Raw genomic sequence first — 20,317 nt, 5'->3', positions numbered from 1 at the left:
GGTGGGGGGGGGGGGGGGGGTGGGGGGGGGGGGGGGGGGGGGGGGGGGGGGGGGCGCCCGGGGGGCCCCCGGGGGGGGGGGGGGGGGGGGGGGGGCCCCCCCGCCCCCCCCCACGCCATTATGTGCGTATGAGCGCACGCATGCACCTGTCACCTGCGGACGATGCGCACCCGCGCACACCCGGCGAGGAGCAGTTCGCGCTCGCCGCCGAGGTCCTCGCCCTGCTCGGCGACCGCACCCGCCTGACCCTGCTGCACGCCCTGACCGCCGGGGAGGCCGACGTCACCACCCTGACCGAGGCATGCGGGGCCGCCCGGCCCGCGGTCAGCCAGCACCTGGCCCGGCTGCGGCTCGCGGGACTCGTGAGCACCCGCAAGGAGGGACGGCGGGTCGTGTACGCGCTGCGTGACGGGCACCTGCGCCGCCTGGTCGACGAGGCGCTGAACGTGGCCGACCACCGGCTCGGCGACCGGCCGCTCCACGACTGAGAGGGAGACTCAGCCGCCGGTACGGGCGCCGAGGTACTGCTCGGCGAACGCCGCCGCCGCCACTGGAGAGTCGAACAGGCGCCGCAGCCGGGCCAGCGCGGCGCCCGCGCGGTACGGGTCGCCCGACGCCGTGCCGTGGTACATCTCCGCGAGCCACTCGGAGAACTCCTGGTAGTCCCACACCCGGGCAACGCACGTGGCCGAGTAGCCGGACAGGCCGGTGTCGTCGCCCTTCGTGAGGTGGGCGACCAGCCCGTCGCCGAGCAGGAAGGCGTCGTGCAGGGCGAGATTCAGGCCCTTGGCGGCGATGGGGGCGGTGAGGTGGGCCGCGTCCCCGGCCAGGAAGAGACGCCCGTGGGCCATGGGCTCGACGACGTAGCCGTGCATGTCCAGGACGCGTCTCTCGATCAGCCGCCCCTCCTTGAGCGGCGGCGCGCCGACCGCGCCGAGCCGTTCCCGCAACTCCGCCCAGACCCGCTCGTGCGGCCAGTTCTCCGGGTCGTCGCCCGGCGGGCACTGGAGGTAGTAGCGGGTCACCTCGGGGCTGCGCGCCATGTGGCCGGCGAAGCCGCGGGGATGCATGCCGAAGACGACACAGTCAGAGGACGGCGGCGCCTGCGCCAGCAGCGCCAGCCAGCCGACGCCGTAGTTGTGGCGTGCGACACGGACGCGATCGGGCGGCAGCGCCGTCCGCGACACCCCGCGCGCACCGTCGCAACCGGCGACGAAGCCGGCTTCCGCGACACGCCGTTCACCGGACTCGGGGCACACGTACGACACCGACGGCAGGCCGGACGCCAGCCCGTGCAGCCCGACGTTCCGTACGCCGAACCGGATCTCCCCACCCCGCACGTCCGCGTACTCCCGGACCAGGTCCGTCACCAGGAACTGCTGCGGATAGATGAAGTGATGACGGCCGGTCAGCCCGGTGTGTCCGAACCGGTACCGCGCCCCGTCGAACCGGAACTCGCACTCGGTGTGCGCCTGCGCCCGCTCCAACAGGTTCCGCGCCAGTCCGCGCCGTTCCAACCCGCGTACGGCCCACTCCTCGATGACCCCGGCGCGGGGCCGCCGCTCGATGCACTCCCGGGTCCCGGTCTCCAGGACCAGACAGTCGACGCCCGCCGCGCGCAGGATGTTGCCGACGGTGAGCCCGGCGGGACCGGCGCCCACGACGACGACCGAAAAGCGTTGTGGAGCAGCGAAGTCGGCGCGGAGGGAGGCTGCGTTCACCCGAAGCATTATGTCGGCGGCCCGCGGCCCGCGGGAATGCTCCGGGCGGCCCTCCGCGCGGAAAACACCTGGCAGCTCGGTGTCGGCGCGGCTATGCTCCCCGCGATGACTACTCCTCCTGTCTTCAGATTGGGGGACCCGTCCGCGCAAGGTGAGTGCTGATGCTCACCGACACAGCGAACGGGGACTCCCGCCTCTCCTTCTGGCGGCGCGTGCGCGAGTTCGCCGTGCCGCCGTCCATGATCGATGCCGCGACCGCCCGCCGCCGTGCCGGGGACTGGGCCGGGGCGTGCGCCGCCGCGGGCATCGACGTCGACCTCAACCTGCGTTCCGTGGCGCGCACGCACGGCCACGACCTCGCGACCCGCGTCCGGGCCGATCTGCGCCACCTCGCTCCCGACCTGCTGCGCTGGCACATGCCGAGAATCGCTCCGGACGGGCTGCTGCGCCCGGGCCTCACGCTCACCCTGGCGCGGTACGGCATCGCGGGACACGACGGATCACCTCCGGTGCATCTCGTGGTCCGGACCCCGCCCGCCCGGGCGGAAGGCGGCCAGCGGATCAGCCTGGCCCTGTGGGACGGCTCGGCCCCGGAAACCGGCGTCCCGTGGCACCCGCACCCGAGGCCCAACCGGCGGTTCCGCCTCGACCTGCACCGTCACCTGTGGGACGCCCGCCGAACCGATGAACTGCGTGTCCGGTCGGGGGCCGACCAGCCGCCCACTGACGACCCGCCCCAACGTTTCGGCTTGCCCGACCATCCCGGCTTGCCCGAACGTCCAGGCTTGCCCGAGCATCCCGACCTGCCCGAGCATCCCGGCCTGCCCGAACGTCCAGGCCCGCCCGGGACGATGCCTCCAGGGCGTCGCTGTGCCGTCGACCGGTGGGCGGCGGAGGCGGGGCTCCTGCTCCGGGCCGAGGGCTTGCCGACGGCCGGCACCCACACCGTCACCGTACGGCTCGGGGCCGGGCGGCGGCTGGCCCTGGTGCTGGCCGCGGACCGGATCGGCGCCGGTCCGCACGTGCTGCGGATCGACGAGGCGCGCACCGGAGGAGCCGCCTCCGCGCTGCCGCTGCTGCCCGACGCGGCGACCTGGGTGCCACCCGACCTGGAACTGGTGCGCGCCGGTGCGATCGAGGTCGACCGGCTGCATCCGCTGGTCGCCTCCGCGCTGGCACCGGACCGCATGCCGGTCGCCGTGTCGTCCCGGGCTCCGGACACGGAGGCGGCGGGACGACCCCGGCTCGTGGACTGCCGGGGAGCCCGGCACCGGATCGGCCTCGTCGACGGGGTGCTGGCGGCGCTCGACCACGACCCGGCGGAAATCCGCCGCGAGGAGCTGCTGGCCGCGCTGACCGGCACGCCGGTGCCCTGCCTCCAGGTCATCGATGAGGCGCACCGGCGTCCGGAGTGCCTCCCCGACATCCGCGAACGCCTCAACCACGGCGACACCGCCGGCGCCCTCGCCGTCGTCGAGGCGCTGCTGGGCCCCGCCGCACGCCTGCGCGAGGGCGCCCTGCGCGACGAACTCGAGGCCGCCGCGCTGCGGCGGATCACCTACGGGATGTTCCGCGCGGGCCTCGACGGACCCGGTCCGGGGCGCGTCGGTCCGGACCGTCACCGTCCCCGCGTCGGCCGCTCCCACCCGCGCCACGCGACCCGCGCCTGACCCGGGGACGTCCCTCCCCGCACCGGCTTCCGCCCACGACGAACTCTCAGGTGATGACATATGACGACTTGCGCACCCTCGGCTCCCGTACCCGCCGCCGGCTCGCCCGCCGCTCCGTCGGCTCCCTCGGACCCCTCAGCTCCCTCGGACCCCTCCGCTCCCCCCGCCGCCCCCTCCCAGCTCGACGTCGCCGGTGAGCTGCTGACCCTGCTGCGCGACGCGACCACCGAGCCGCGGCCCGACACCCAACTGGAGGCTCTCACCCTGGCCGTGGCCGCCGACCTTCCCGTGCTGCTGTGGGGTGAGCCCGGGATCGGCAAGACCGCGGCCCTGACCCAGCTCGCCGCCGCCCTGGACCTTCCGCTCACCACCGTGATCGCCAGCGTGCACGAGCCGTCCGACTTCTCCGGGCTGCCCGTCGTCGGGGACGATCCCGCGGAACAGGGCGTCCCGCTGGCCCCGCCGGACTGGGCGGTGCGCCTGGTACGGGCCGGCCGGGGCCTGCTGTTCCTGGACGAGCTGTCCACCGCTCCGCCCGCCGTTCAGGCCGCCCTGCTCCGTCTCGTCCTCGAACGGCGGATCGGCGCCCTGCGACTGCCGCCCGGGGTCAGGATCGTGGCCGCCGCCAACCCGCGGTCCTCGGCGGCCGACGGCTGGGAGCTGAGCCCGCCGTTGGCCAACCGGTTCGTCCACCTCCAGTGGACCCACGACCACGACGTCGTCCTCCGGGGCCTCGGCGGGACCTGGCCCCGGGCGACCCTGCCGCGGCTCGACCCGGACGGCCTCGCGGAGGCCGTGCGCTACGCCCGCCGCGCGGTGTGCGAGTTCCTCACCGCCCGCCCCGGTCTCGTGCACCGGCTGCCGAGCGGCGAAACGCGCCGGGGCGGCGCCTGGCCGTCGCCCCGGAGCTGGGAGATGACCCTGTGCCTGATCGCCTTCGCGACCGCCGCCGGCTCCTCCAGGGAGGTGCTGTCCCTGCTGGTGCGCGGCACCGTGGGCGACGGCCCCGGGCTGGAACTGATGGCCGGACTGGACCGGATGGACCTTCCGGACCCCGAGACACTGCTCGCCGACCCGTCGGGTGCCGTCCTGCCCGAGCGGGGGGACCTGCGCCAGGCCGTGCTCGACGGCGTGGTGGCCGCGGTACGCGAGCACCCCGACAAGTCCCGCTGGGACGCGGCGTGGGCGCTGCTGGCCCGGGCCATGGAGACCGGCGCCCCGGATGTCGTGGTCGTCCCCGCCACCACGCTCGCCACCCTGCGGCAGCAGGACTGGGACGTCCCGGCGTCCATCGATCGCCTCGCCGGAGCCATGGACCTGTCCCGGCGCGCGGACCGGGCGGCGGATCGAGCGGCGGCACGGACCGCGGGCGCCGCGAAGGCGGCACGATGAGATCGGCCGCGTCGAGTACGGCGACGAACGCGCAGGCTCCGTCGGACGCCCGTCCGGCTCCGGCTCCGGCTCCGGTGAGGCTCGACCTGGACAAGCTCTTCGCCGCCCGGCTGCAGGCCGCCAGGGCCCGGCCCTACCTGGCGACGGCACTGTTCGCCCTGCACGTCGTCCCGTCGCGGCAGGTGCCGACGATGGCCGTCGACCGGTACTGGCGGTGCTACGCCTCGCCGGTCTTCGTGGACCGGACGCCCGTGGAGGAACTGGCCGGGGTCTGGGTGCACGAGGTGTCGCACCTGCTGCGCGACCATCACGGACGCAGTGACCGGGTCGCACGGGAGCGCGGGCTGACCGGACCCGCGGAACGCCTGCGGATGAACATCGCCGCGGACTGCGAGATCAACGACGACGTGTTCGGCGACGGACTGGTCCGGCCCGAGGGCGCGGTCGAGCCGGAGCTTCTGAAGCTGCCCGAGGGGCAGCTCATGGAGGACTACCTGCGCCAGTTCCGGCTCGGGCGGCTCACCGAGAGCCTGGCCTGGCTGGACTGCGGCAGTGGCGCCGACGGCCTGGAACGGGAGTGGGACCTCGGGCCGGACGGCGCGGACGGGCTCAGCGAGCAGGAGAGGGACGCGGTGCGGTTCCGGGTGGCGCAGGGCATCAAGGCCCGCCCGGGACGGGCACCGAGGGGATGGCAGCGCTGGGCGGAACAGGCGTTCCATCCGCCGCAGCCATGGCGGGAGTTGCTGGGAGCCGCGGTCCGCTCGGCCGCCTCCGGAGGCGGCGCGGGCGAGGACTACACGTACGGCCGGCCGTCGCGGCGCTCGGCCTCCATGCCCGGCGTCGTACTGCCGAGCCTGCGGCGCAGGCCGCCCCGGGTCGCCGTGGTCATCGACACCTCCGGGTCGGTCAGCGACGCCGAACTGGGCAGCGCGCTCCTCGAGGTCGCCGCGATCGCCCGCGCCGTCGGCGGCCGCCGCGACCTGGTCACGGTGGTGCCCTGCGACGCGGCGGCCCGGGTCGCGCACTCCCTGTGCCGTGCCGAGGGGATCCCGCTGGTGGGCGGGGGCGGCACGGACCTGCGCACGGGCTTCGCCAAGGCACTGCGCGCGCGTCCCGCACCGGACGCCGTCGTGGTCCTGACCGACGGGCAGACGCCGTGGCCGGAGACACGGCCGCCGTGCCGGACGGTGGTGGGTCTGTTCCCCCGCCACGGGATGGGCGATTCCTGGGACGAGAACGATCCCGAGTACGTGCCCGACTCACCGCCCGACTGGGCACGCGTCGTGGAGATCGGGTCGGACCCGGCAGGAGGCCGGTGAGGCGTCGCGGGTCAGCCCAGCCGCGGGATCTCGATCGCCGGGCAGCGGTCCATCACCATCTCCAGGCCCGCGGCCCGGGTCCGCTCGTACGCGGCCTCGTCGATCACCCCGAGCTGGAACCAGACGGCCCGGGCGCCCTTCGCGACCGCCTCGTCGGCGACCGGTCCTGCCAGGTCGCTGTTGACGAAGACGTCGACGACGTCCACGTCGAAGGGGATGTCCGCGAGGGAGGCGTACCCCCGCTCGCCGTGCACCGTCTCCGCCTTGGGATGCACCGGCACGACGCGCTTGCCGAAGCGCTGCAGGACTTCGGCGACGCCGTACGCCGCGCGCTCCCGGTTGGACGAGAGACCCACCACGGCCCAGGTGTCGCCGAGCTCGGTGAGGATCTTGCGGACGGTTGCCTCGTCGCCGTACACCGGCGGCCTCCTTGTGCTCCTGGACGACTCGCGTGTCGCGTCCTCCGGTCGGGACAACGGACGGCGGCGAGCGGAGATTCCCCGCGCGGCGGGGGAGGGCGGCGAGCGCGCCCCCTGTGCGCCACCGCCCCGCCCCGCCTACGCTCGCCCCGTGCTGCGCATCATCGACGCCCGGACCTCAGAGCCCGCCTCCGCCGCCCCCGCCCGACGGGGGCCGACCCGTGTCGAGGCGCACGCGCCGGGCCGCGACACGACCGGACTGCGCGTGCTGCTCGTCGCCGACCTCCTGGTCCGCGCCCTGGAACTCGACGGCACGCCCACGTGGGCACTGCTGACCGGTGCGGACGAGAGAGCGGGGCTGCGTGCGGACGCCGCGGCCCTCGGCATCCGGCCCTTCGAGGACGGCGGCGCCTCCGGCACCGGTCCGGGCGCGGGCCAGACCGTGCACGTCGTGCGCGAGGGAGCGGTTGCTCCGGACGGGACGACGGTCGCCGTCGCCCCCGTGGACGCGGCCGGACAGGCGGCCACCGCCGACCCCGACGCCCTGCGTCTCGCCCTGCTGGAGCGTCACCACCGCGCGCGCGTGGAGCTCGACGCGACCGTGCTGGACGACGCCCGGGACACGCTCGCGCGCTGGCGCCGCGCGGTCGCCGCCTGGGCGCGGCAGCCGTCGCGTCCCGTCCCGGGCGAGGTACGCGACCGACTGCGCGCCGCCTGGGAGGACGACCTCGACGCCCCCGGGGTGCTGCGGGTCCTGCGCCGGGTGGAACGCGATCCGGACCTTCCGGACGGAGCCCGGTTCGAGACCTACGCCTACGCCGACCGGTTCCTCGGCCTGCACCTCGCCCGGGACATCGGAGCCCCGGCGTGATCGCGCGCCCGGGACCGGGCCCGCCGCGCCGCCTGGTCGTCCTGCGGCACGCCAAGTCGGCGCGCCCCGCCGGCGTCGCCGACCACGACCGTCCCCTCGCCGGGCGCGGCCGCCGCGACGCCCCCGCCGCCGGACGGACCCTCGCCCAGGCCGGCCGGCTGCCGGACCTCGCCCTGTGCTCCACCGCCCTGCGCGCCCGGCAGACCTGGGAACTGGCCTCCGCCCAGTGGGGCACGCCGCCGTCCGTGCACTACGAAGCGCGCCTGTACGCGGCCGGCGTACCGGAGCTGCTCGAGGTGGTGCGCGAGGTACCCGCCGACATCGAGACACTGCTCCTCGTGGGCCACAATCCCGGCCTGGAGGAACTCGTCCTCGCGCTGGCCGGGGACGCTCTCGACGACACGCTGGACCGGGTCCGCGCGAAGTACCCCACGTCGGCGATCGCCGTACTGGACTGGCACGGCACCACCTGGCGGGCACTCGCCCCCGGCGCGGCCCTGCTGACCGCGATGACCGTGCCGAGGGGCGTGCCACGGTGAGCGCATAGGCTGGCCGGATGCAGGACGAGTACCGCACGGTCGCCCGCGCGGGTGTGCACGAAACCGAGATCAACCGCTCCCGCTTCCTGTGCGCCCTCGCCCCGGCCGCCACCGAGCAGGAGGCCCAGGCGTTCGTCGCGGCCGTACGCAAGGAGCACGCGGACGCGAGCCACAACTGCTGGGCGTACGTCATCGGCGCCGACGCCGCCGTGCAGAAGGCCAGCGACGACGGCGAGCCCGGCGGCACCGCCGGCGTCCCGATGCTCCAGATGCTGCTGCGCCGCGACATGCGCTACGTCGTCGCCGTCGTCACCCGCTACTACGGCGGCGTCAAGCTCGGCGCGGGCGGACTCATCCGCGCCTACGGCGGCGCCGTAGGCGAGGCCCTCGACGACCTCGGCACGCTCACCCGCCGCCGGTTCCGCCTCGCCACGGTGACCGTCGACCACCAGCGGGCCGGCAAGCTCCAGAACGACCTGCGCACGGCGGGACACGCGGTGCGCGACGTGCGGTACGCCGAGGCCGTCACCATCGAGATCGGCCTGCCCGCGGCCGACGTGGACGCCTTCCGGTCCTGGCTCGCGGACGCCACCGCCGGGTCGGCCGGGTTCGAACTGGGCGGCGAGGCGTACGGGGACACGTGACATGGTGGCAAAAAGGGCGTAATGGCTTTTAGGGGGCGGGGTCGAGGGGCGAAACGGGAGTAACCACCCGGGCTGTCGGACGCTGCCGTTAGTCTCGGGGATCATGCGACTGCTGCACACTTCCGACTGGCACCTCGGCCGGGCGTTCCACCGGGTGAACATGCTCGGCGCCCAGGCCGGGTTCATCGGCCACCTCGTCGACACCGTGCGCGCGCACGGCGTCGACGCCGTGGTCGTGTCGGGAGACGTGTACGACCGGGCGGTGCCGCCGCTCGCCGCCGTCGAGCTGTTCGACGACGCCCTGCACCGCCTCGCCGACCTCGGTGTGCCGACGGTGATGATCTCCGGGAACCACGACTCGGCCCGCCGCCTGGGTGTGGGCGCCGGACTCATCGACCGCGCCGGCATCCACCTGCGCACCGACCCGGCGGGATGCGGGACCCCGGTCATGCTGGAGGACGAGCACGGTGAAGTGGCCTTCTACGGGCTGCCGTATCTCGAACCGGCACTGGTGAAGACCGAGTTCCGGGTCGAGAAGGCGGGCCACGAGGCCGTGCTCGCCGCCGCCATGGACCGGGTCCGCGCCGACCTCGCCACGCGCGCGGGGGGAACGCGTTCCGTCGTCCTCGCGCACGCCTTCGTCACCGGCGGCGAGCAGAGCGACAGCGAACGGGACATCACCGTCGGCGGGGTGGCCGCCGTGCCCTCCGGGGTCTTCGACGGCGTCGACTACGTGGCGCTCGGGCACCTGCACGGCTGCCAGACCCTCACCGAGCGCGTCCGCTACTCCGGCTCCCCGCTGCCGTACTCCTTCTCCGAGCACCGTCACCGCAAGAGCATGTGGCTCGTCGACCTGGACGCCGACGGCTCGGTCACCGCCGAGCGGGTCGACTGCCCGGTGCCACGCGACCTGGCCCGGCTGCGCGGCACCCTGGAGGAACTGCTGGCCGACCCCGAGCTGACCCCGTACGAGGAGGCGTGGGTCGAGGCGACCCTCACCGACCCGGTCCGCCCGGCCGACCCCATGGCCCGGCTCACCGAACGCTTCCCGCACACGCTGAGCCTCCTCTTCGACCCCGAGCGGGCCCCGGACGACCCGGCCGTGTCCTACGCCCGGCGCCTCGCCGGCCGCAGCGACCAGCAGATCGCCGAGGACTTCGTGACGCACGTGCGCGGCGCCGGACCCGACGACCACGAACAGACCGTGCTGCGGGACGCCTTCGACGCGGTGCGCGCGGACGAGACCCTGCGGGAGGTGGCCCGGTGAGGCTGCACCGGCTGGACATCACCGCCTTCGGGCCCTTCGGCGGTTCGCAGGGGGTCGACTTCGACGACCTGTCGGCGGCCGGACTCTTCCTGCTGCACGGACCCACCGGCGCAGGCAAGACCTCCGTCCTCGACGCCGTCTGCTACGCGCTGTACGGCTCGGTGCCCGGCGCCCGCCAGAGCGGCCAGGGCATGACCCTGCGCAGCGACCACGCCGCCGTCGGCACGCGCACCGAGGTGCGTCTCGAACTCACCGTCGCCGGACGGCGTCTGGAGGTCACCCGGCAGCCGCCCTGGGAGCGTCCGAAGCTGCGCGGCAAGGGCACGACCGTCGACAAGGCGCAAACCTGGCTGCGCGAGTACGACGCGGGAGCCGGGACCTGGAAAGACCTCAGCCGCTCCCACCAGGAGATCGGCGAGGAGATCACCCAGCTGCTCGGCATGAGCCGCGAGCAGTTCTGCCAGGTCGTGCTGTTGCCCCAGGGCGACTTCGCGCGCTTCCTGCGCGCCGACGCGGAGGCGCGCGGCAAGCTCCTCGGCCGGCTCTTCGACACCCGGCGCTTCGCCGAGGTCGAGAAACGCCTCGCCGAGCGGCGCCGCACCACCGAGGCGCGCGTGCGCGAGGGGGACGCCACGCTGCTGGCCGACGCCCACCGGATGCAGCAGGCCGCCGGCGACGCGATGGAGCTGCCGGAGCTGGCGCCGGGCGAGCCGGGACTGGCCGAGGCCGTCCTCACCGCCGCCGCCGTCGCCCGCGGCACCGCCCGCGAGCTGCTGGCCGTCGCCGACTGCCGGCTCACGGCCGCCGAGTCCGCCCAGGCCGCCGCCGAACGCGACCTGGGCGACACGCGCGAACTGGACCGGCTGCAGCGCCGGTTCGCACAGGCGCGGGAGCGGGCCGCACGGCTGGCCGAGCGGGCCGACGCCCACCGCGCCGCGCAGCAACGCATGGAGCGCGCCCGCAAGGCCGAAGCGGTCGCCCCCGCACTGGAGCTGCGGGACGCCGCCGACGCCGAACACCGGCGGGCGGCGGCCGCGGAGGAACACGCGCGTGCCCTGCTGCCCCAGGCCCTCGCGGACGCCGGTGCCGCGGGACTCGCCGCCGCCGCCCGCCGGGCCGCCGAGGAACTGGGCGGGCTGGACTCGGCCCGCCGGGCCGAACAGCGCCTCGCCGAACTGGTCGAGGAGCGGACCCGGCTGGACCGGCAGGAGCGCGCCGACGAGGACGTCCTGCACGAGGCCGAGACCTGGCTCGCCGACTGGGAGGCCACGCGCACCGGACTCCAGGCCGGCGTCGACTCCGCGCAGGAAGCGGCGACCCGCGCCGAACAGCTCGCCGTACAGCGCGACCCGGCACAGCGGCGGTTGAACGCGGCCCGGCAACGGGACCAGTACGCCGCCGACACGGAAGAGACCCAGCGGCACGCCCTCGCCTCGGCCGAACACGCCGTACAGGCCCGCGCCCACTGGCTCGACCTCAAGGAGCAGCGGCTGAACGGCATCGCCGCCGAACTCGCCGAAGGCCTCACCGAAGGCGCTCCGTGCGCCGTGTGCGGCGCCACCGAGCACCCCGCCCCGGCACGCAGGATCGCGGGGCATGTCGACCGCGAGGCGGAGGAGCGCGCCCTCGCCGCCTACCAGGACGCCGACGAGCGGCGCGCCGACGCCGAACGGCGCCTGGGCACCGTACGGGAGCTGCTCGCCGCCGCCACCGCGGAGGCCGGGGACGCGCCCACCGCCCGCCTGGCCGAAGAGGCCGAGGAACTGGAGCGGCGGTACGCACGGGCGCGGGCGAGCGCCTCCGGGCTGCACTCCGCGCAGGAGGAGCTGCGCCGGGCGGAGCACGAGCGCGAGCAGCGGATCGCCGCCCAGCAGCAGGCCGCCGTCCGGGCCGCCTCCCGGGTCGGCAACCGGGAGCGGCTGGAGAGCGAACGGACCGCGCTGGAGGAGGAGCTGACGCGGGCCCGCGGCAACGCCGACAGCGTCGCCGCGCGGGCCGCGCAGCTGGAGCGCCGGACCACGCGGCTGACGGAGGCAGCCGACACCGCCCGCGTCGCCGAGGACACGGCCCAGCGGCTCAAGGACGCCGACGCCCGCCTCGCCGACGCCGCCTTCCGCGCCGGCTTCGACACCCCCCGGGACGCGGCCGCCGCCCTGCTCGACGACGCCGCCCACCGTGAGCTGCAACGCCGGCTCGACGCATGGGACTTGGAGGAGGCAGCCGTCCGCGCGGTCCTCACCGAGGCCGACACCGCCGCCGCGGCGCAGCGGCCGCCCGCCGACCTCGCCGCGGCGGAACACACCGCCGCCGACGCCGGCCGCCGCCTGCGCGACGCCTCCTCGGCCCGCGACGCCGCCGCCCGCCGCTGCGCCGAACTGGACCGGCTGTCCGCCCACGCCGCCACCTCCGTGCGCCGGCTCGCCCCGCTGCGTGAGGAACACGGCCGAGTCGCCCGCCTCGCCTCCCTCGCGGCGGGCACCTCCGCGGACAACGAACGCCGGATGCGCCTGGAGTCGTACGTGCTGGCGGCCCGCCTCGAACAGGTCGCCGCCGCGGCCACCGCCCGGCTCCGGCGCATGTCCTCCGGCCGCTACACCCTCGTCCACTCCGACGACCGCACCGGGCGCGGCCGCAGCGGCCTCGGCCTGCACGTCGTCGACGCCTGGACCGGCCGCGAGCGCGACACGGCCACGCTCTCCGGCGGTGAGACGTTCTTCGCGTCGCTCGCCCTCGCGCTCGGCCTCGCCGACGTCGTCACGGACGAGGCCGGCGGCGTCCGCCTGGACACCCTCTTCATCGACGAGGGCTTCGGCAGCCTGGACGACCAGACCCTCGACGAGGTCCTGGACGTCCTCGACTCGCTGCGCGAGCGGGACCGCAGCGTCGGCATCGTCAGCCATGTCGCCGACCTGCGGCGGCGGATACACGCCCAACTGGAGGTCGTGAAGGGGCGGTCGGGGTCGGTGCTGCGGCAGCGCGGTACCGGCTGAGCGGTCCCGGGGGCCTCAGCGGCCCAGCGGCCGGCGGGGGAGCGGTGAGGAGTAGACGACGCTCGTGGTGACCGAGCCCAGCGCGCTGATCCGGCCCGACACCTCCTCCAGGTGCCGCATCGACCGGGCCGCGACCTTGATGACGAAGCAGTCGTCCCCCGTGACGTGGTGCGCCTCCAGGATCTCGGGAGTGACCGCGACCAGGTCGTGGAACGGCTTGTAGTTGGCGACCGGATAGCGCAACCGCACGAAGGCCAGGATCGGCAGCCCCAGCCGTTCGGGGTCGACGACCGCCGCGTAGCCCTGGATGACCCCTGCCTCCTCCAGTCGGCGCACCCGCTCGGTCACCGCGCTCGCGGACATGGAGACCGCACGGGCCAACTCGGCGAAACTGGCCCGCCCGTTGCGCTGGAGGGCGTCGAGGATGAGCCAGTCGGTGGCGTCCGGGGAATACTCGGTCATCCGGCCTGAATAGCAGGGAATCCCCGGCCCAGCAAGGGACAGACCAGGAGTTCTGCCTTCTTGGGAGGCGTTCGCGGACCTTAGATTTCTGGCCAGGAGATCCACCGAGGAGAGGCCGTGCCATGAACACCACCACCGTCAACCCCGTCCTGCGCGCCGCCCCCGCGCCGCCCGCCGAGGCCGCCGCGTACTTCCGGGCGAGCCTCGCCTTCCACGCCGACGTCTCCGACGTCGCCGCCGCGCTCGCGGCCGACGGCGACCCGGGGTTCGTCCTCGTGGACTGCCGTTCCACCGAGTCCTGGGACCAGGGCCACGTCCCCGGCGCCGTCCACCTGCCCACCGCTCTCATGTCCGAGCAGGCCGGCCAACTCCTCGACCCGGCGGTGCCGGTGGTGACGTACTGCTGGGGCCCCGGCTGCAACGGTGCGACCCGCGCCGCCCTCGCCCTCGCCGAACTCGGCTACCGGGTCAAGGAGATGCTCGGTGGCTACGAGTACTGGGTGCGCGAGGGCTTCGCGCACGAGACCTGGCAGGGCACCGAGCGCCGCGCCACCGACCCCCTGACCGCCCCGGCGGACGCGGACGACTGCGGCTGCTGAGCGGCGTGTAGGTTCTGCGGCATGGTGCGATACGCGGAGCCGGGCGTGGTGGAGTGGGTGGAGTCGGGCGGCGGTCCGCTCATCGCGGTCCCGGAGACGGTCCTGCCGTTCTGGACCGGCGCCGACGGCGAGGAGACGGACTCCGACTACGACCGGGCCTGCGAGGCCGACGGCTACGTCGGACTCCTCCCGGTCGGCGACGGCGCGGCCCTGGTGCTCGGCGACGAACCCGCCTCCACCGCCTACCTGCCCGACCACGGCACCTTCGTCCGCTGGTGCGCCGCGGACTCCGAGGACGAGGTGCTGGCCGGCGTCCCCACCGCCCTCGACGCGGCCGAGTGGGAGCCCGAGGTGTCCTGGCAGGTGCCCGGCCCCGTGCTCCTCTTCGACGCGGCCTGGCCCGGCACCGCCTGCGACCGTGCCGACCATGTGCGGGTCGCCCTGGATCCCGGCCGGTACGCGGTGCGCGCGGCCGAGGTGCGCCCGGGGCCGGAGACCTGGCTGAACGTCGTACAACTACGGCGGCTCGCGGACCGTTAGCCACCGCGGATATCGAGCTGCGCCGTCGCGGCGGGCCAGCCATGATGGGTGCCCATGCCGCGACTTCCGCACCCCGCCCCCGAAGACCTCCGCCGTGACCCCCTGCCCCTGCGCGGCCGGACCGCCCTCGTCACCGGAGCCAGCCGGCGCGGCGGCATCGGCCACGCCGTGGCCCGGCGGCTCGCCGCCTACGGGGCGAGCGTCTACCTGCACCACCACGTCCCGCACGACGCCGCCATGCCCTGGGGCGCCGACCGGCCCGAGGACGTGGTCGCCTCCGTGCGCGCGGCACTCGGCGACCCGGACGCCACCGTGGCGGCCGGCCCAGGCGACCTCACCGACCCCGCCGCACCCGGCGAACTGGTCGCCACCGCCGCCGAAGCGCTCGGCGGGCGGCTGGACATCCTGGTCGCCAACCACGCCCTCAGCGGCTCCGACGGCACCCTCGACACGATCGACGCCGCCATGCTCGACGCGCACTGGCAGGTCGACACCCGCTCGGTACTGCTGCTCGTCCAGGCCTATGCCCGGCTGCGCGCCGCCCTGCCGCCCCGCGGGCCCGGCGGGCGCGTCGTGATGATGACCTCCGGTCAGGACATCGCGGGCGGCATGCCCGGCGAGATCGCCTACGCGCTGCAGAAGGGCGCGCTCGCCTCCATCACGCGCTCCCTGTCGACGACCCTCGCCGAACACGCGGTCACCGTCAACGCGGTCAATCCCGGGCCCGTGGACACCGACTACATGACCGGAGCCGACTACGACGCCATCGCCGCGCTCTTCCCCGCCGGGCGGTGGGGCATGCCCGACGACCCGGCCCGCCTCGTCGCGTGGCTCGCCACGGACGAGGCGGCATGGGTCACCGGTCAGGTCGTCGACTCCGAGGGCGGGTTCCGCAGGTGACCGGGCGTCAGAGCCGGGACAGCTCGTCCACCAGGTCGTCCAGGCCCAGCGAACCCTGGGAGAGGGCGGCCATGTGCCAGGCCTTCGGGTCGAAGGCGTCGCCGTGCCGCTCGCGGGCGTTCTCCCGGCCCAGCAGCCACGCCCGCTCACCGAGCTTGTAGCCGATCGCCTGGCCCGGGATCGTCAGGTACCGGGTCAGCTCGCTCTCCACGAAGTCCGCCGGACGGCTGCTGTGCGCACCGAAGAACTCCTGCGCCAGCTCCGGCGTCCAGCGCTCGCCCGGGTGGAAGGGGGAGTCCGCCGGGATCTCCAGCTCCAGGTGCATGCCGATGTCCACGATGACCCGGGCGGCCCGCATCATCTGCGCGTCCAGGTAGCCGAGCCGCTGCTCCGCGTCCGTGAGGAAGCCCAGCTCGTCCATCAGCCGTTCCGCGTACAGCGCCCAGCCCTCGGCGTTGGCGCTGACCATGCCGACGGAGGCCTGGTAGCGGGAGAGGTCCTCGGCCACGTGCGCCCACTGGGCGAGCTGGAGGTGATGACCGGGAACGCCCTCGTGGTACCAGGTGGAGACCAGGTCGTAGACCGGGAACCGGGTCAGGCCCATCGTCGGCAGCCAGGTCCGGCCGGGGCGCGAGAAGTCCTCCGACGGCGGCGTGTAGTACGGGGCCGCCGCGCTGCCGGGCGGGGCGATCCGCGACTCCACCTTCCGCACCCGCTCGGCGAGTTCGAAGTGGGTGCCGTCCAGCGCCTCGATCGCCTGGTCCATCAGGCCCTGGAGCCAGTCGCGGACCTCGTCGACGCCCTCGATGTGCTTTCCGTGCTCGTCCAGGTGCGCCAGCGCCACCCACGGCGTCCCGGCGCCCGGCAGGATCTTCTTCGCCTCCTGCTTCATCTCGGCGAGCAGGCGGTGGTACTCGGCCCAGCCGTACGCGTACGCCTCGTCCAGGTCGAGGTCGGTGCCGTTGTAGTAGCGCGACCAGCGGGCGTAGCGCTCGCGGCCCACCGTGTCCGGGGCGCCCTCGATCGCCGGCGCGTACACGTCGCGCATCCAGTCCCGCAGCTCCACCACCGCCGCGGTCGCGCCCCGGGCCGCCTCGTCCAGCTCGGCGCGCAGCGCGTCGGGACCGGCGGACGCGAAGTCCTCGAACCAGCCACGGCCCTCACCCGTGTCCGCCCACTCGCCGAGCTGCTCGACGAACGTGGCGGTCGGGCGCGGAGACGCGTACAGCTTGCGTTCCAGACCCAGGGCCAAGGACTCGCGGTACCCCGCGAGCGCCGCCGGCACCGCGCGCAGCCGCTCGGCGATCCGCGCCCAGTCCTCGTCCGTCTGCGTCGGCGTCACCGTGAAGACCTCGCGCACCGAATGCGCGGCGGTGCCCATGTTGCCGACCGAGCGCAGGCCCTCCTCCGCCTCGTGCACGGCGAGTTCGGCGGTGAGGCGCTCGCGCAGCAGCCGGGCGCAGCGCCGCTCCACGTCGCTGTCCCCGCCGGGCCGGCGTTCCGCCTCGTCCAGCCGGGCGAGCGTGGCCCGCGCCAGCTCCGCGAGGGCCTCCTGCCCCGCGGGCGAGAAGTCGGGCAGGCGGCTGGAACTCTCCTGCACGCCGAGGAACGTACCGGTGACCGGGTCGAGGGCGATGAGCTCGTCGACGTAGGCGTCGGCGACCTCGCGGGGCAGCGGGCTCTTGGTCTCTGACATGCGGACATCCTCATACGGATTCCGGTGCCGCGTCAGCCCGCTTCGCCCGGCCCGGTACCGCGGGCGGCCGGATTTCGCTCAGGGCGTGTCCGCGGGCGCGGCGGGCGGCAGCAGGGGGCCGCACTCCCACTGCTGGAAGATGAGCCGCGTCTCGACCCGGGCCACCTCCGGCCGGGAGGTGAACCCGTCCAGGACCAGCCGTTGCAGATCCGTCATGTCCGCGACCGCGACATGGACCAGGTAGTCGTCCGGGCCGGTGAGGTGGAAGACGGTGCGCGACTCCGGAAGCGCCCGGATCCGCTCCACGAACGGGCCGACCAGTTCCCGCCGGTGCGGGCGCACCTGTACCGACAGCAGCGCCTGGAGCCCGCGCCCCAGCTTGGCCGGGTCCAGTTCGAGCCGATGGCCGAGGATCACCCCGGCACGCCGCAGCCGGGTCACCCGGTCCAGGCAGGTCGACGGGGCGACTCCGACCTGGGCGGCGAGATCGCGGTAGGTGGTCCGGGCGTCGTTCTGCAGCAGCCGCAGCAGGTGAAGGTCCACCGGATCCAGTACGACAGATTCGGCCATCTGTCGAACGTAGCACGGCCTGCGGTCGCGGTGGCCCGGTCGGTGTTCACTCTTCGAGCCATGGACACTGCGCGCACGCACACGTCACCACCCGACGACGTACGCACCACCGCTCCCACGGGCAGGGCACTGGCCACCGAGGCCGTGCACGCCGGCCGCGACGATCTCGCCGCCCAGGGACTGCACGCCCCGCCCATCGACCTGTCCACGACCTACCCGTCGTACGACAGCCGCGGCGAGGCCGCCCGCATCGACGCGTTCGCCACCACGGGCGCCGACCCGGAGGGCCCGCCGGTCTACGGCCGTCTCGGCAACCCCACCGTCGCCCGCTTCGAAACGGCGCTGGCCCGGCTGGAGGGCACCGAGGCCGCGGTCGCCTTCGCCAGCGGCATGGCCGCGCTCAGTGCCGTCCTGCTGGTCCGCGGCTCGATGGGACTGCGGCACGTCGTGGCCGTACGGCCCCTGTACGGCTGCAGCGACCACCTGCTGACCGCCGGACTGCTCGGATCCGAGGTCACCTGGACCGACCCGGCGGGCATCGCGGACGCGCTGCGCCCGGACACCGGCCTGGTGCTGGTGGAGTCGCCGGCCAACCCCACGCTGGCCGAGGTGGACCTGCGGGCCGTCGCCCACGCCTGCGGATCGGTGCCGCTGCTCGTGGACAACACCTTCGCCACTCCCGTGCTCCAGCGCCCCGCCGAACAGGGCGCGCGCCTGGTGCTGCACAGCGCCACCAAGTACCTCGGCGGGCACGGGGACGTGCTGGCCGGTGTGGTGGCCTGCGACGAGGAGTTCGCGGGACGGCTGCGGCAGGTCCGCTTCGCCACCGGCGGCGTACTGCACCCGCTGGCCGGCTATCTCCTGCTGCGCGGGCTGTCGACCCTGCCCGTGCGGGTGCGGGCCGCCGCCGCGAACGCCGCCGCGCTCGTCCGGCGCCTCGCCGCCGACCCGCGCGTGGCCCGCGTCCACTATCCGCGCATCGGCGGCGCGATGGTCTCCTTCGAGGTCCACGGCGATCCGCACGAGGTCATCGGCCGCGTCCGCCTGATCACCCCGGCGGTGAGCCTCGGCAGCGTCGACACGCTCATCCAGCACCCGGCGTCCATCAGCCACCGCATCGTCGACGCCGACGACCGCCGGGAGGCCGGGGTGGGCGACCGGCTGCTGCGGCTGTCCGTCGGCCTGGAGGACGTCGACGACCTGTGGGCCGACCTGGACCAGGCGCTGGGGGAGCGGACGGCCGAGGCGATCCCGTTGCGCAAGGCGCTGTCGGGGGCCGAGTGACCGCGCGGCACCGCCCGCCGGCTCACTCCTTGCCGATCCGCTCCCCGCGCGGCAGCCGCGCCGCCGCCCGGGCCGCCGGGTCCAGGCGGGCCGTGATGACGAGGGTCCCCTCCTCGATCTGGTAGTCGAGGGGGAGGCCCAGGCCGCGCATCGCGGCGACCATGCCGGTGTTGGACGCCTGCGTCACGGCGTACACGCTCTCGCAGCTCGTCTCCGCCGCCATCGCCACGAGCCGGCCGAGGAGTTCACTGCCGACGCCACGGCGCTGCCACCCGTCCTCGACCAGCAGCGCGACCTCCGTCTCGTCCCCGTCCCACAGCAGGTGGCCCAGCCCGACGATTCGCCCCGAGGCGGTCTGCACGGCGAGGGTGCGGCCGTGGCGCGGGCTGAGGAGGTGGTTGAGATACCGGTCGGCGTCCCCGACCGGGCCGTGGTACCGCATCCCCAGCGTCCGCGCCGAGCACCGCTCGTGCATCGCCTTCGCCGCCGGGACGTCACGCGTGTCGGCCCGGCGGACCGTGATGTCGTGTCCCTCGGGCAGCGTCAGCGCGTCCCGGCCGCGCGGGACGCGCGGGCCGAGCCGGGCGTCCAGCTCGACCAGCGCCCGCGCCCGGGCGAACTCGGCCGGGGTGAACGGCAGATACGGCCGCTCCACGCTGATCACGCCGCCCTCCGGCGCGCGCAGCCGCAGCACGGTGTCCTCCAGCGCGCCTTCCGGCGGCACGTCGTCCGCCGCGCGTCCCCCGACAGCAGCGGGCAACGACCGGATGGTGCACCGGCCCAGCAACTGCCTGAGCGCCAGTGGGAGTTCCGCCGCGTCCAGCGCCGTGCGGGCGGCCAGCCCCAGCGCCCGGGTCGGCGCGTCCACCAGATCGTGGGCGTCCGCCCGCTCGGTCCAGGTGTGGTCACCGCCCGCCGCCGACGCCACGTCGGCCAGCTCGGAGCCCGTCAACTCACCCGGGGCACGGAGCAGGAACTCGTCCACCGTGCCCTCGGCCAGCGGGTGCGTCTGCAGGCTCAGGATGTCGACCCGTCGGTCGGCGAGGGCCGAGCACAGCACGGCCAGCGACCCCGGCGCGTCCCGCACGGTCGTCCGCATCCGCCACAGCGCGCTGTCGCCCGCGTCGGCCCCGGCCCCCGCCACAGTCCCGTCGCTCCGGTCGGACGGCCCGGCCCGCCGCCCGGTGGTCGGGGGCCGGGCGCCGGTATCGTCCGCCGGCGGGGCGTGTCCGTGGCGGCGCGACCACCAGGTGTGGAAGCCCGCCGTGGCGACCAGGGTGGCCACCGAGGCCAGCAGCATGGCGGGTACTGCGGGGCCGTGCTCCATGAGGTGCGCCGCGGCGCCGGTCACCTCAGACATGTCTCGACTCATGCACCCACTGTGACGGAACGGTGTTGCGTGGTCACGAACGCCCTGTGACCGATGGGTAAATA

Annotated in this window: 19 protein-coding genes; 13 read left to right on the top strand and 6 right to left on the bottom strand. The window is 75.0% G+C overall.

The genetic code is table 11. The annotated features are described in order from the left end of the window. Nucleotides 1-128 precede the first annotated feature (128 nt). Nucleotides 129-488 (top strand): metalloregulator ArsR/SmtB family transcription factor, encoded by a 360-nt coding sequence (locus tag ACFW48_RS32300; RefSeq protein ID WP_310874469.1) that lies wholly within the window; start codon nucleotides 129-131, stop codon nucleotides 486-488. 9 nt (nucleotides 489-497) lie between these two features. On the opposite strand, the gene ACFW48_RS32295 is transcribed toward ACFW48_RS32300, so the two are convergent. After that, complete coding sequence (locus ACFW48_RS32295) at nucleotides 498-1,721, bottom strand: 4-hydroxybenzoate 3-monooxygenase (protein WP_386321033.1); 1,224 nt, start codon at nucleotides 1,719-1,721, stop codon at nucleotides 498-500. 161 nt (nucleotides 1,722-1,882) lie between these two features. On the opposite strand from ACFW48_RS32295, the gene ACFW48_RS32290 reads away from it, so the two are divergent. Genes ACFW48_RS32290 through ACFW48_RS32280 form a run of 3 tightly spaced genes read left to right on the top strand, consistent with a single transcriptional unit; the run spans nucleotide 1,883 to nucleotide 6,102 of the window. After that, nucleotides 1,883-3,391 carry a hypothetical protein gene (locus ACFW48_RS32290; protein WP_386321031.1) on the top strand — a complete coding sequence of 503 codons (1,509 nt, stop codon included), beginning with the start codon at nucleotides 1,883-1,885 and terminating at the stop codon, nucleotides 3,389-3,391. 60 nt (nucleotides 3,392-3,451) lie between these two features. Next, nucleotides 3,452-4,783 carry an AAA family ATPase gene (locus ACFW48_RS32285; protein WP_386321030.1) on the top strand — a complete coding sequence of 444 codons (1,332 nt, stop codon included), beginning with the start codon at nucleotides 3,452-3,454 and terminating at the stop codon, nucleotides 4,781-4,783. Then, the gene (locus ACFW48_RS32280) at nucleotides 4,780-6,102 is read left to right on the top strand and encodes a VWA-like domain-containing protein (RefSeq protein WP_386321027.1); all 1,323 of its coding nucleotides are present in this window, start codon (nucleotides 4,780-4,782) and stop codon (nucleotides 6,100-6,102) included. Before ACFW48_RS32285 ends, ACFW48_RS32280 begins: the two co-directional genes overlap by 4 nt. Before the next feature lie 11 nt (nucleotides 6,103-6,113). On the opposite strand, the gene ACFW48_RS32275 is transcribed toward ACFW48_RS32280, so the two are convergent. Then, a complete protein-coding gene (locus ACFW48_RS32275; RefSeq protein WP_386321025.1) occupies nucleotides 6,114-6,521 on the bottom strand; it encodes a CoA-binding protein in 408 nt (135 codons plus the stop codon). A 151-nt stretch (nucleotides 6,522-6,672) separates the two neighbouring features. On the opposite strand from ACFW48_RS32275, the gene ACFW48_RS32270 reads away from it, so the two are divergent. From ACFW48_RS32270 to ACFW48_RS32250, 5 genes are all read left to right on the top strand, one after another. Continuing rightward, a complete protein-coding gene (locus tag ACFW48_RS32270; RefSeq protein WP_386321022.1) occupies nucleotides 6,673-7,392 on the top strand; it encodes a hypothetical protein in 720 nt (239 codons plus the stop codon). After that, nucleotides 7,389-7,931, top strand: a complete 543-nt coding sequence (locus tag ACFW48_RS32265; RefSeq protein ID WP_386321019.1) for a SixA phosphatase family protein — start codon at nucleotides 7,389-7,391, stop codon at nucleotides 7,929-7,931. Before ACFW48_RS32270 ends, ACFW48_RS32265 begins: the two co-directional genes overlap by 4 nt. A 17-nt stretch (nucleotides 7,932-7,948) precedes the next feature. Continuing rightward, on the top strand, nucleotides 7,949-8,575 hold the full coding sequence (locus tag ACFW48_RS32260; protein WP_386321017.1) for a YigZ family protein: 627 nt from the start codon (nucleotides 7,949-7,951) through the stop codon (nucleotides 8,573-8,575). A gap of 103 nt (nucleotides 8,576-8,678) precedes the next feature. Continuing rightward, entirely contained in the window at nucleotides 8,679-9,842 is a 1,164-nt protein-coding gene (locus ACFW48_RS32255) for an exonuclease SbcCD subunit D (RefSeq protein ID WP_386321014.1), read from the top strand. Beyond that, entirely contained in the window at nucleotides 9,839-12,832 is a 2,994-nt protein-coding gene (locus ACFW48_RS32250; protein WP_386321012.1) for an AAA family ATPase, read from the top strand. Before ACFW48_RS32255 ends, ACFW48_RS32250 begins: the two co-directional genes overlap by 4 nt. 15 nt (nucleotides 12,833-12,847) lie before the next feature. Here the strand turns inward: ACFW48_RS32250 and ACFW48_RS32245 are convergent, their stop codons facing one another. Next, a complete protein-coding gene (locus ACFW48_RS32245; RefSeq protein ID WP_386321009.1) occupies nucleotides 12,848-13,294 on the bottom strand; it encodes an Lrp/AsnC family transcriptional regulator in 447 nt (148 codons plus the stop codon). Between the two features lie 122 nt (nucleotides 13,295-13,416). On the opposite strand from ACFW48_RS32245, the gene ACFW48_RS32240 reads away from it, so the two are divergent. Genes ACFW48_RS32240 through ACFW48_RS32230 form a run of 3 tightly spaced genes read left to right on the top strand, consistent with a single transcriptional unit; the run spans nucleotide 13,417 to nucleotide 15,333 of the window. Then, on the top strand, nucleotides 13,417-13,893 hold the full coding sequence (locus ACFW48_RS32240; protein ID WP_386321007.1) for a rhodanese-like domain-containing protein: 477 nt from the start codon (nucleotides 13,417-13,419) through the stop codon (nucleotides 13,891-13,893). Nucleotides 13,894-13,914: 21 nt separating this feature from the next. Beyond that, complete coding sequence (locus tag ACFW48_RS32235; protein ID WP_386321004.1) at nucleotides 13,915-14,433, top strand: immunity 21 family protein; 519 nt, start codon at nucleotides 13,915-13,917, stop codon at nucleotides 14,431-14,433. Nucleotides 14,434-14,487: 54 nt separating this feature from the next. After that, nucleotides 14,488-15,333, top strand: a complete 846-nt coding sequence (locus tag ACFW48_RS32230; protein WP_386321003.1) for an SDR family oxidoreductase — start codon at nucleotides 14,488-14,490, stop codon at nucleotides 15,331-15,333. A 7-nt stretch (nucleotides 15,334-15,340) separates the two neighbouring features. On the opposite strand, the gene ACFW48_RS32225 is transcribed toward ACFW48_RS32230, so the two are convergent. Both ACFW48_RS32225 and ACFW48_RS32220 read right to left on the bottom strand, forming a co-directional pair. After that, nucleotides 15,341-17,029 carry a DUF885 domain-containing protein gene (locus ACFW48_RS32225; protein ID WP_386321000.1) on the bottom strand — a complete coding sequence of 563 codons (1,689 nt, stop codon included), beginning with the start codon at nucleotides 17,027-17,029 and terminating at the stop codon, nucleotides 15,341-15,343. 78 nt (nucleotides 17,030-17,107) lie between these two features. After that, nucleotides 17,108-17,599: an Lrp/AsnC family transcriptional regulator gene (locus ACFW48_RS32220; protein ID WP_121750254.1), complete on the bottom strand. Its 492-nt coding sequence runs from the start codon at nucleotides 17,597-17,599 to the stop codon at nucleotides 17,108-17,110. 60 nt (nucleotides 17,600-17,659) lie between these two features. On the opposite strand from ACFW48_RS32220, the gene ACFW48_RS32215 reads away from it, so the two are divergent. Next, nucleotides 17,660-18,883 carry a trans-sulfuration enzyme family protein gene (locus tag ACFW48_RS32215; RefSeq protein WP_386320997.1) on the top strand — a complete coding sequence of 408 codons (1,224 nt, stop codon included), beginning with the start codon at nucleotides 17,660-17,662 and terminating at the stop codon, nucleotides 18,881-18,883. 22 nt (nucleotides 18,884-18,905) lie between these two features. Here the strand turns inward: ACFW48_RS32215 and ACFW48_RS32210 are convergent, their stop codons facing one another. Further along, the gene (locus ACFW48_RS32210; RefSeq protein ID WP_386320994.1) at nucleotides 18,906-20,243 is read right to left on the bottom strand and encodes a GNAT family N-acetyltransferase; all 1,338 of its coding nucleotides are present in this window, start codon (nucleotides 20,241-20,243) and stop codon (nucleotides 18,906-18,908) included. Between the last annotated feature and the right edge of the window lie 74 nt (nucleotides 20,244-20,317).

It is taken from the genome of Streptomyces sp. NPDC058812 (assembly GCF_042744565.1).
Classification (GTDB): Bacteria; Actinomycetota; Actinomycetes; order Streptomycetales; family Streptomycetaceae; genus Streptomyces; species Streptomyces thinghirensis.
This window is presented reverse-complemented; position numbering and strand designations above follow the sequence as displayed.

Bases quoted from the DNA above. Each gene is read 5' to 3' on its own strand.
- ACFW48_RS32245 (WP_386321009.1), bottom strand. From the start codon at position 13,294: ATGACCGAGTATTCCCCGGACGCCACCGACTGGCTCATCCTCGACGCC.
- ACFW48_RS32215 (WP_386320997.1), top strand. From the start codon at position 17,660: ATGGACACTGCGCGCACGCACACGTCACCACCCGACGACGTACGCACC.
- ACFW48_RS32235 (WP_386321004.1), top strand. From the start codon at position 13,915: ATGGTGCGATACGCGGAGCCGGGCGTGGTGGAGTGGGTGGAGTCGGGC.
- ACFW48_RS32300 (WP_310874469.1), top strand. From the start codon at position 129: ATGAGCGCACGCATGCACCTGTCACCTGCGGACGATGCGCACCCGCGC.
- ACFW48_RS32220 (WP_121750254.1), bottom strand. From the start codon at position 17,599: ATGGCCGAATCTGTCGTACTGGATCCGGTGGACCTTCACCTGCTGCGG.
- ACFW48_RS32260 (WP_386321017.1), top strand. From the start codon at position 7,949: ATGCAGGACGAGTACCGCACGGTCGCCCGCGCGGGTGTGCACGAAACC.
- ACFW48_RS32230 (WP_386321003.1), top strand. From the start codon at position 14,488: ATGCCGCGACTTCCGCACCCCGCCCCCGAAGACCTCCGCCGTGACCCC.
- ACFW48_RS32240 (WP_386321007.1), top strand. From the start codon at position 13,417: ATGAACACCACCACCGTCAACCCCGTCCTGCGCGCCGCCCCCGCGCCG.
- ACFW48_RS32255 (WP_386321014.1), top strand. From the start codon at position 8,679: ATGCGACTGCTGCACACTTCCGACTGGCACCTCGGCCGGGCGTTCCAC.
- ACFW48_RS32225 (WP_386321000.1), bottom strand. From the start codon at position 17,029: ATGTCAGAGACCAAGAGCCCGCTGCCCCGCGAGGTCGCCGACGCCTAC.
- ACFW48_RS32280 (WP_386321027.1), top strand. From the start codon at position 4,780: ATGAGATCGGCCGCGTCGAGTACGGCGACGAACGCGCAGGCTCCGTCG.
- ACFW48_RS32290 (WP_386321031.1), top strand. From the start codon at position 1,883: ATGCTCACCGACACAGCGAACGGGGACTCCCGCCTCTCCTTCTGGCGG.
- ACFW48_RS32285 (WP_386321030.1), top strand. From the start codon at position 3,452: ATGACGACTTGCGCACCCTCGGCTCCCGTACCCGCCGCCGGCTCGCCC.
- ACFW48_RS32210 (WP_386320994.1), bottom strand. From the start codon at position 20,243: ATGTCTGAGGTGACCGGCGCCGCGGCGCACCTCATGGAGCACGGCCCC.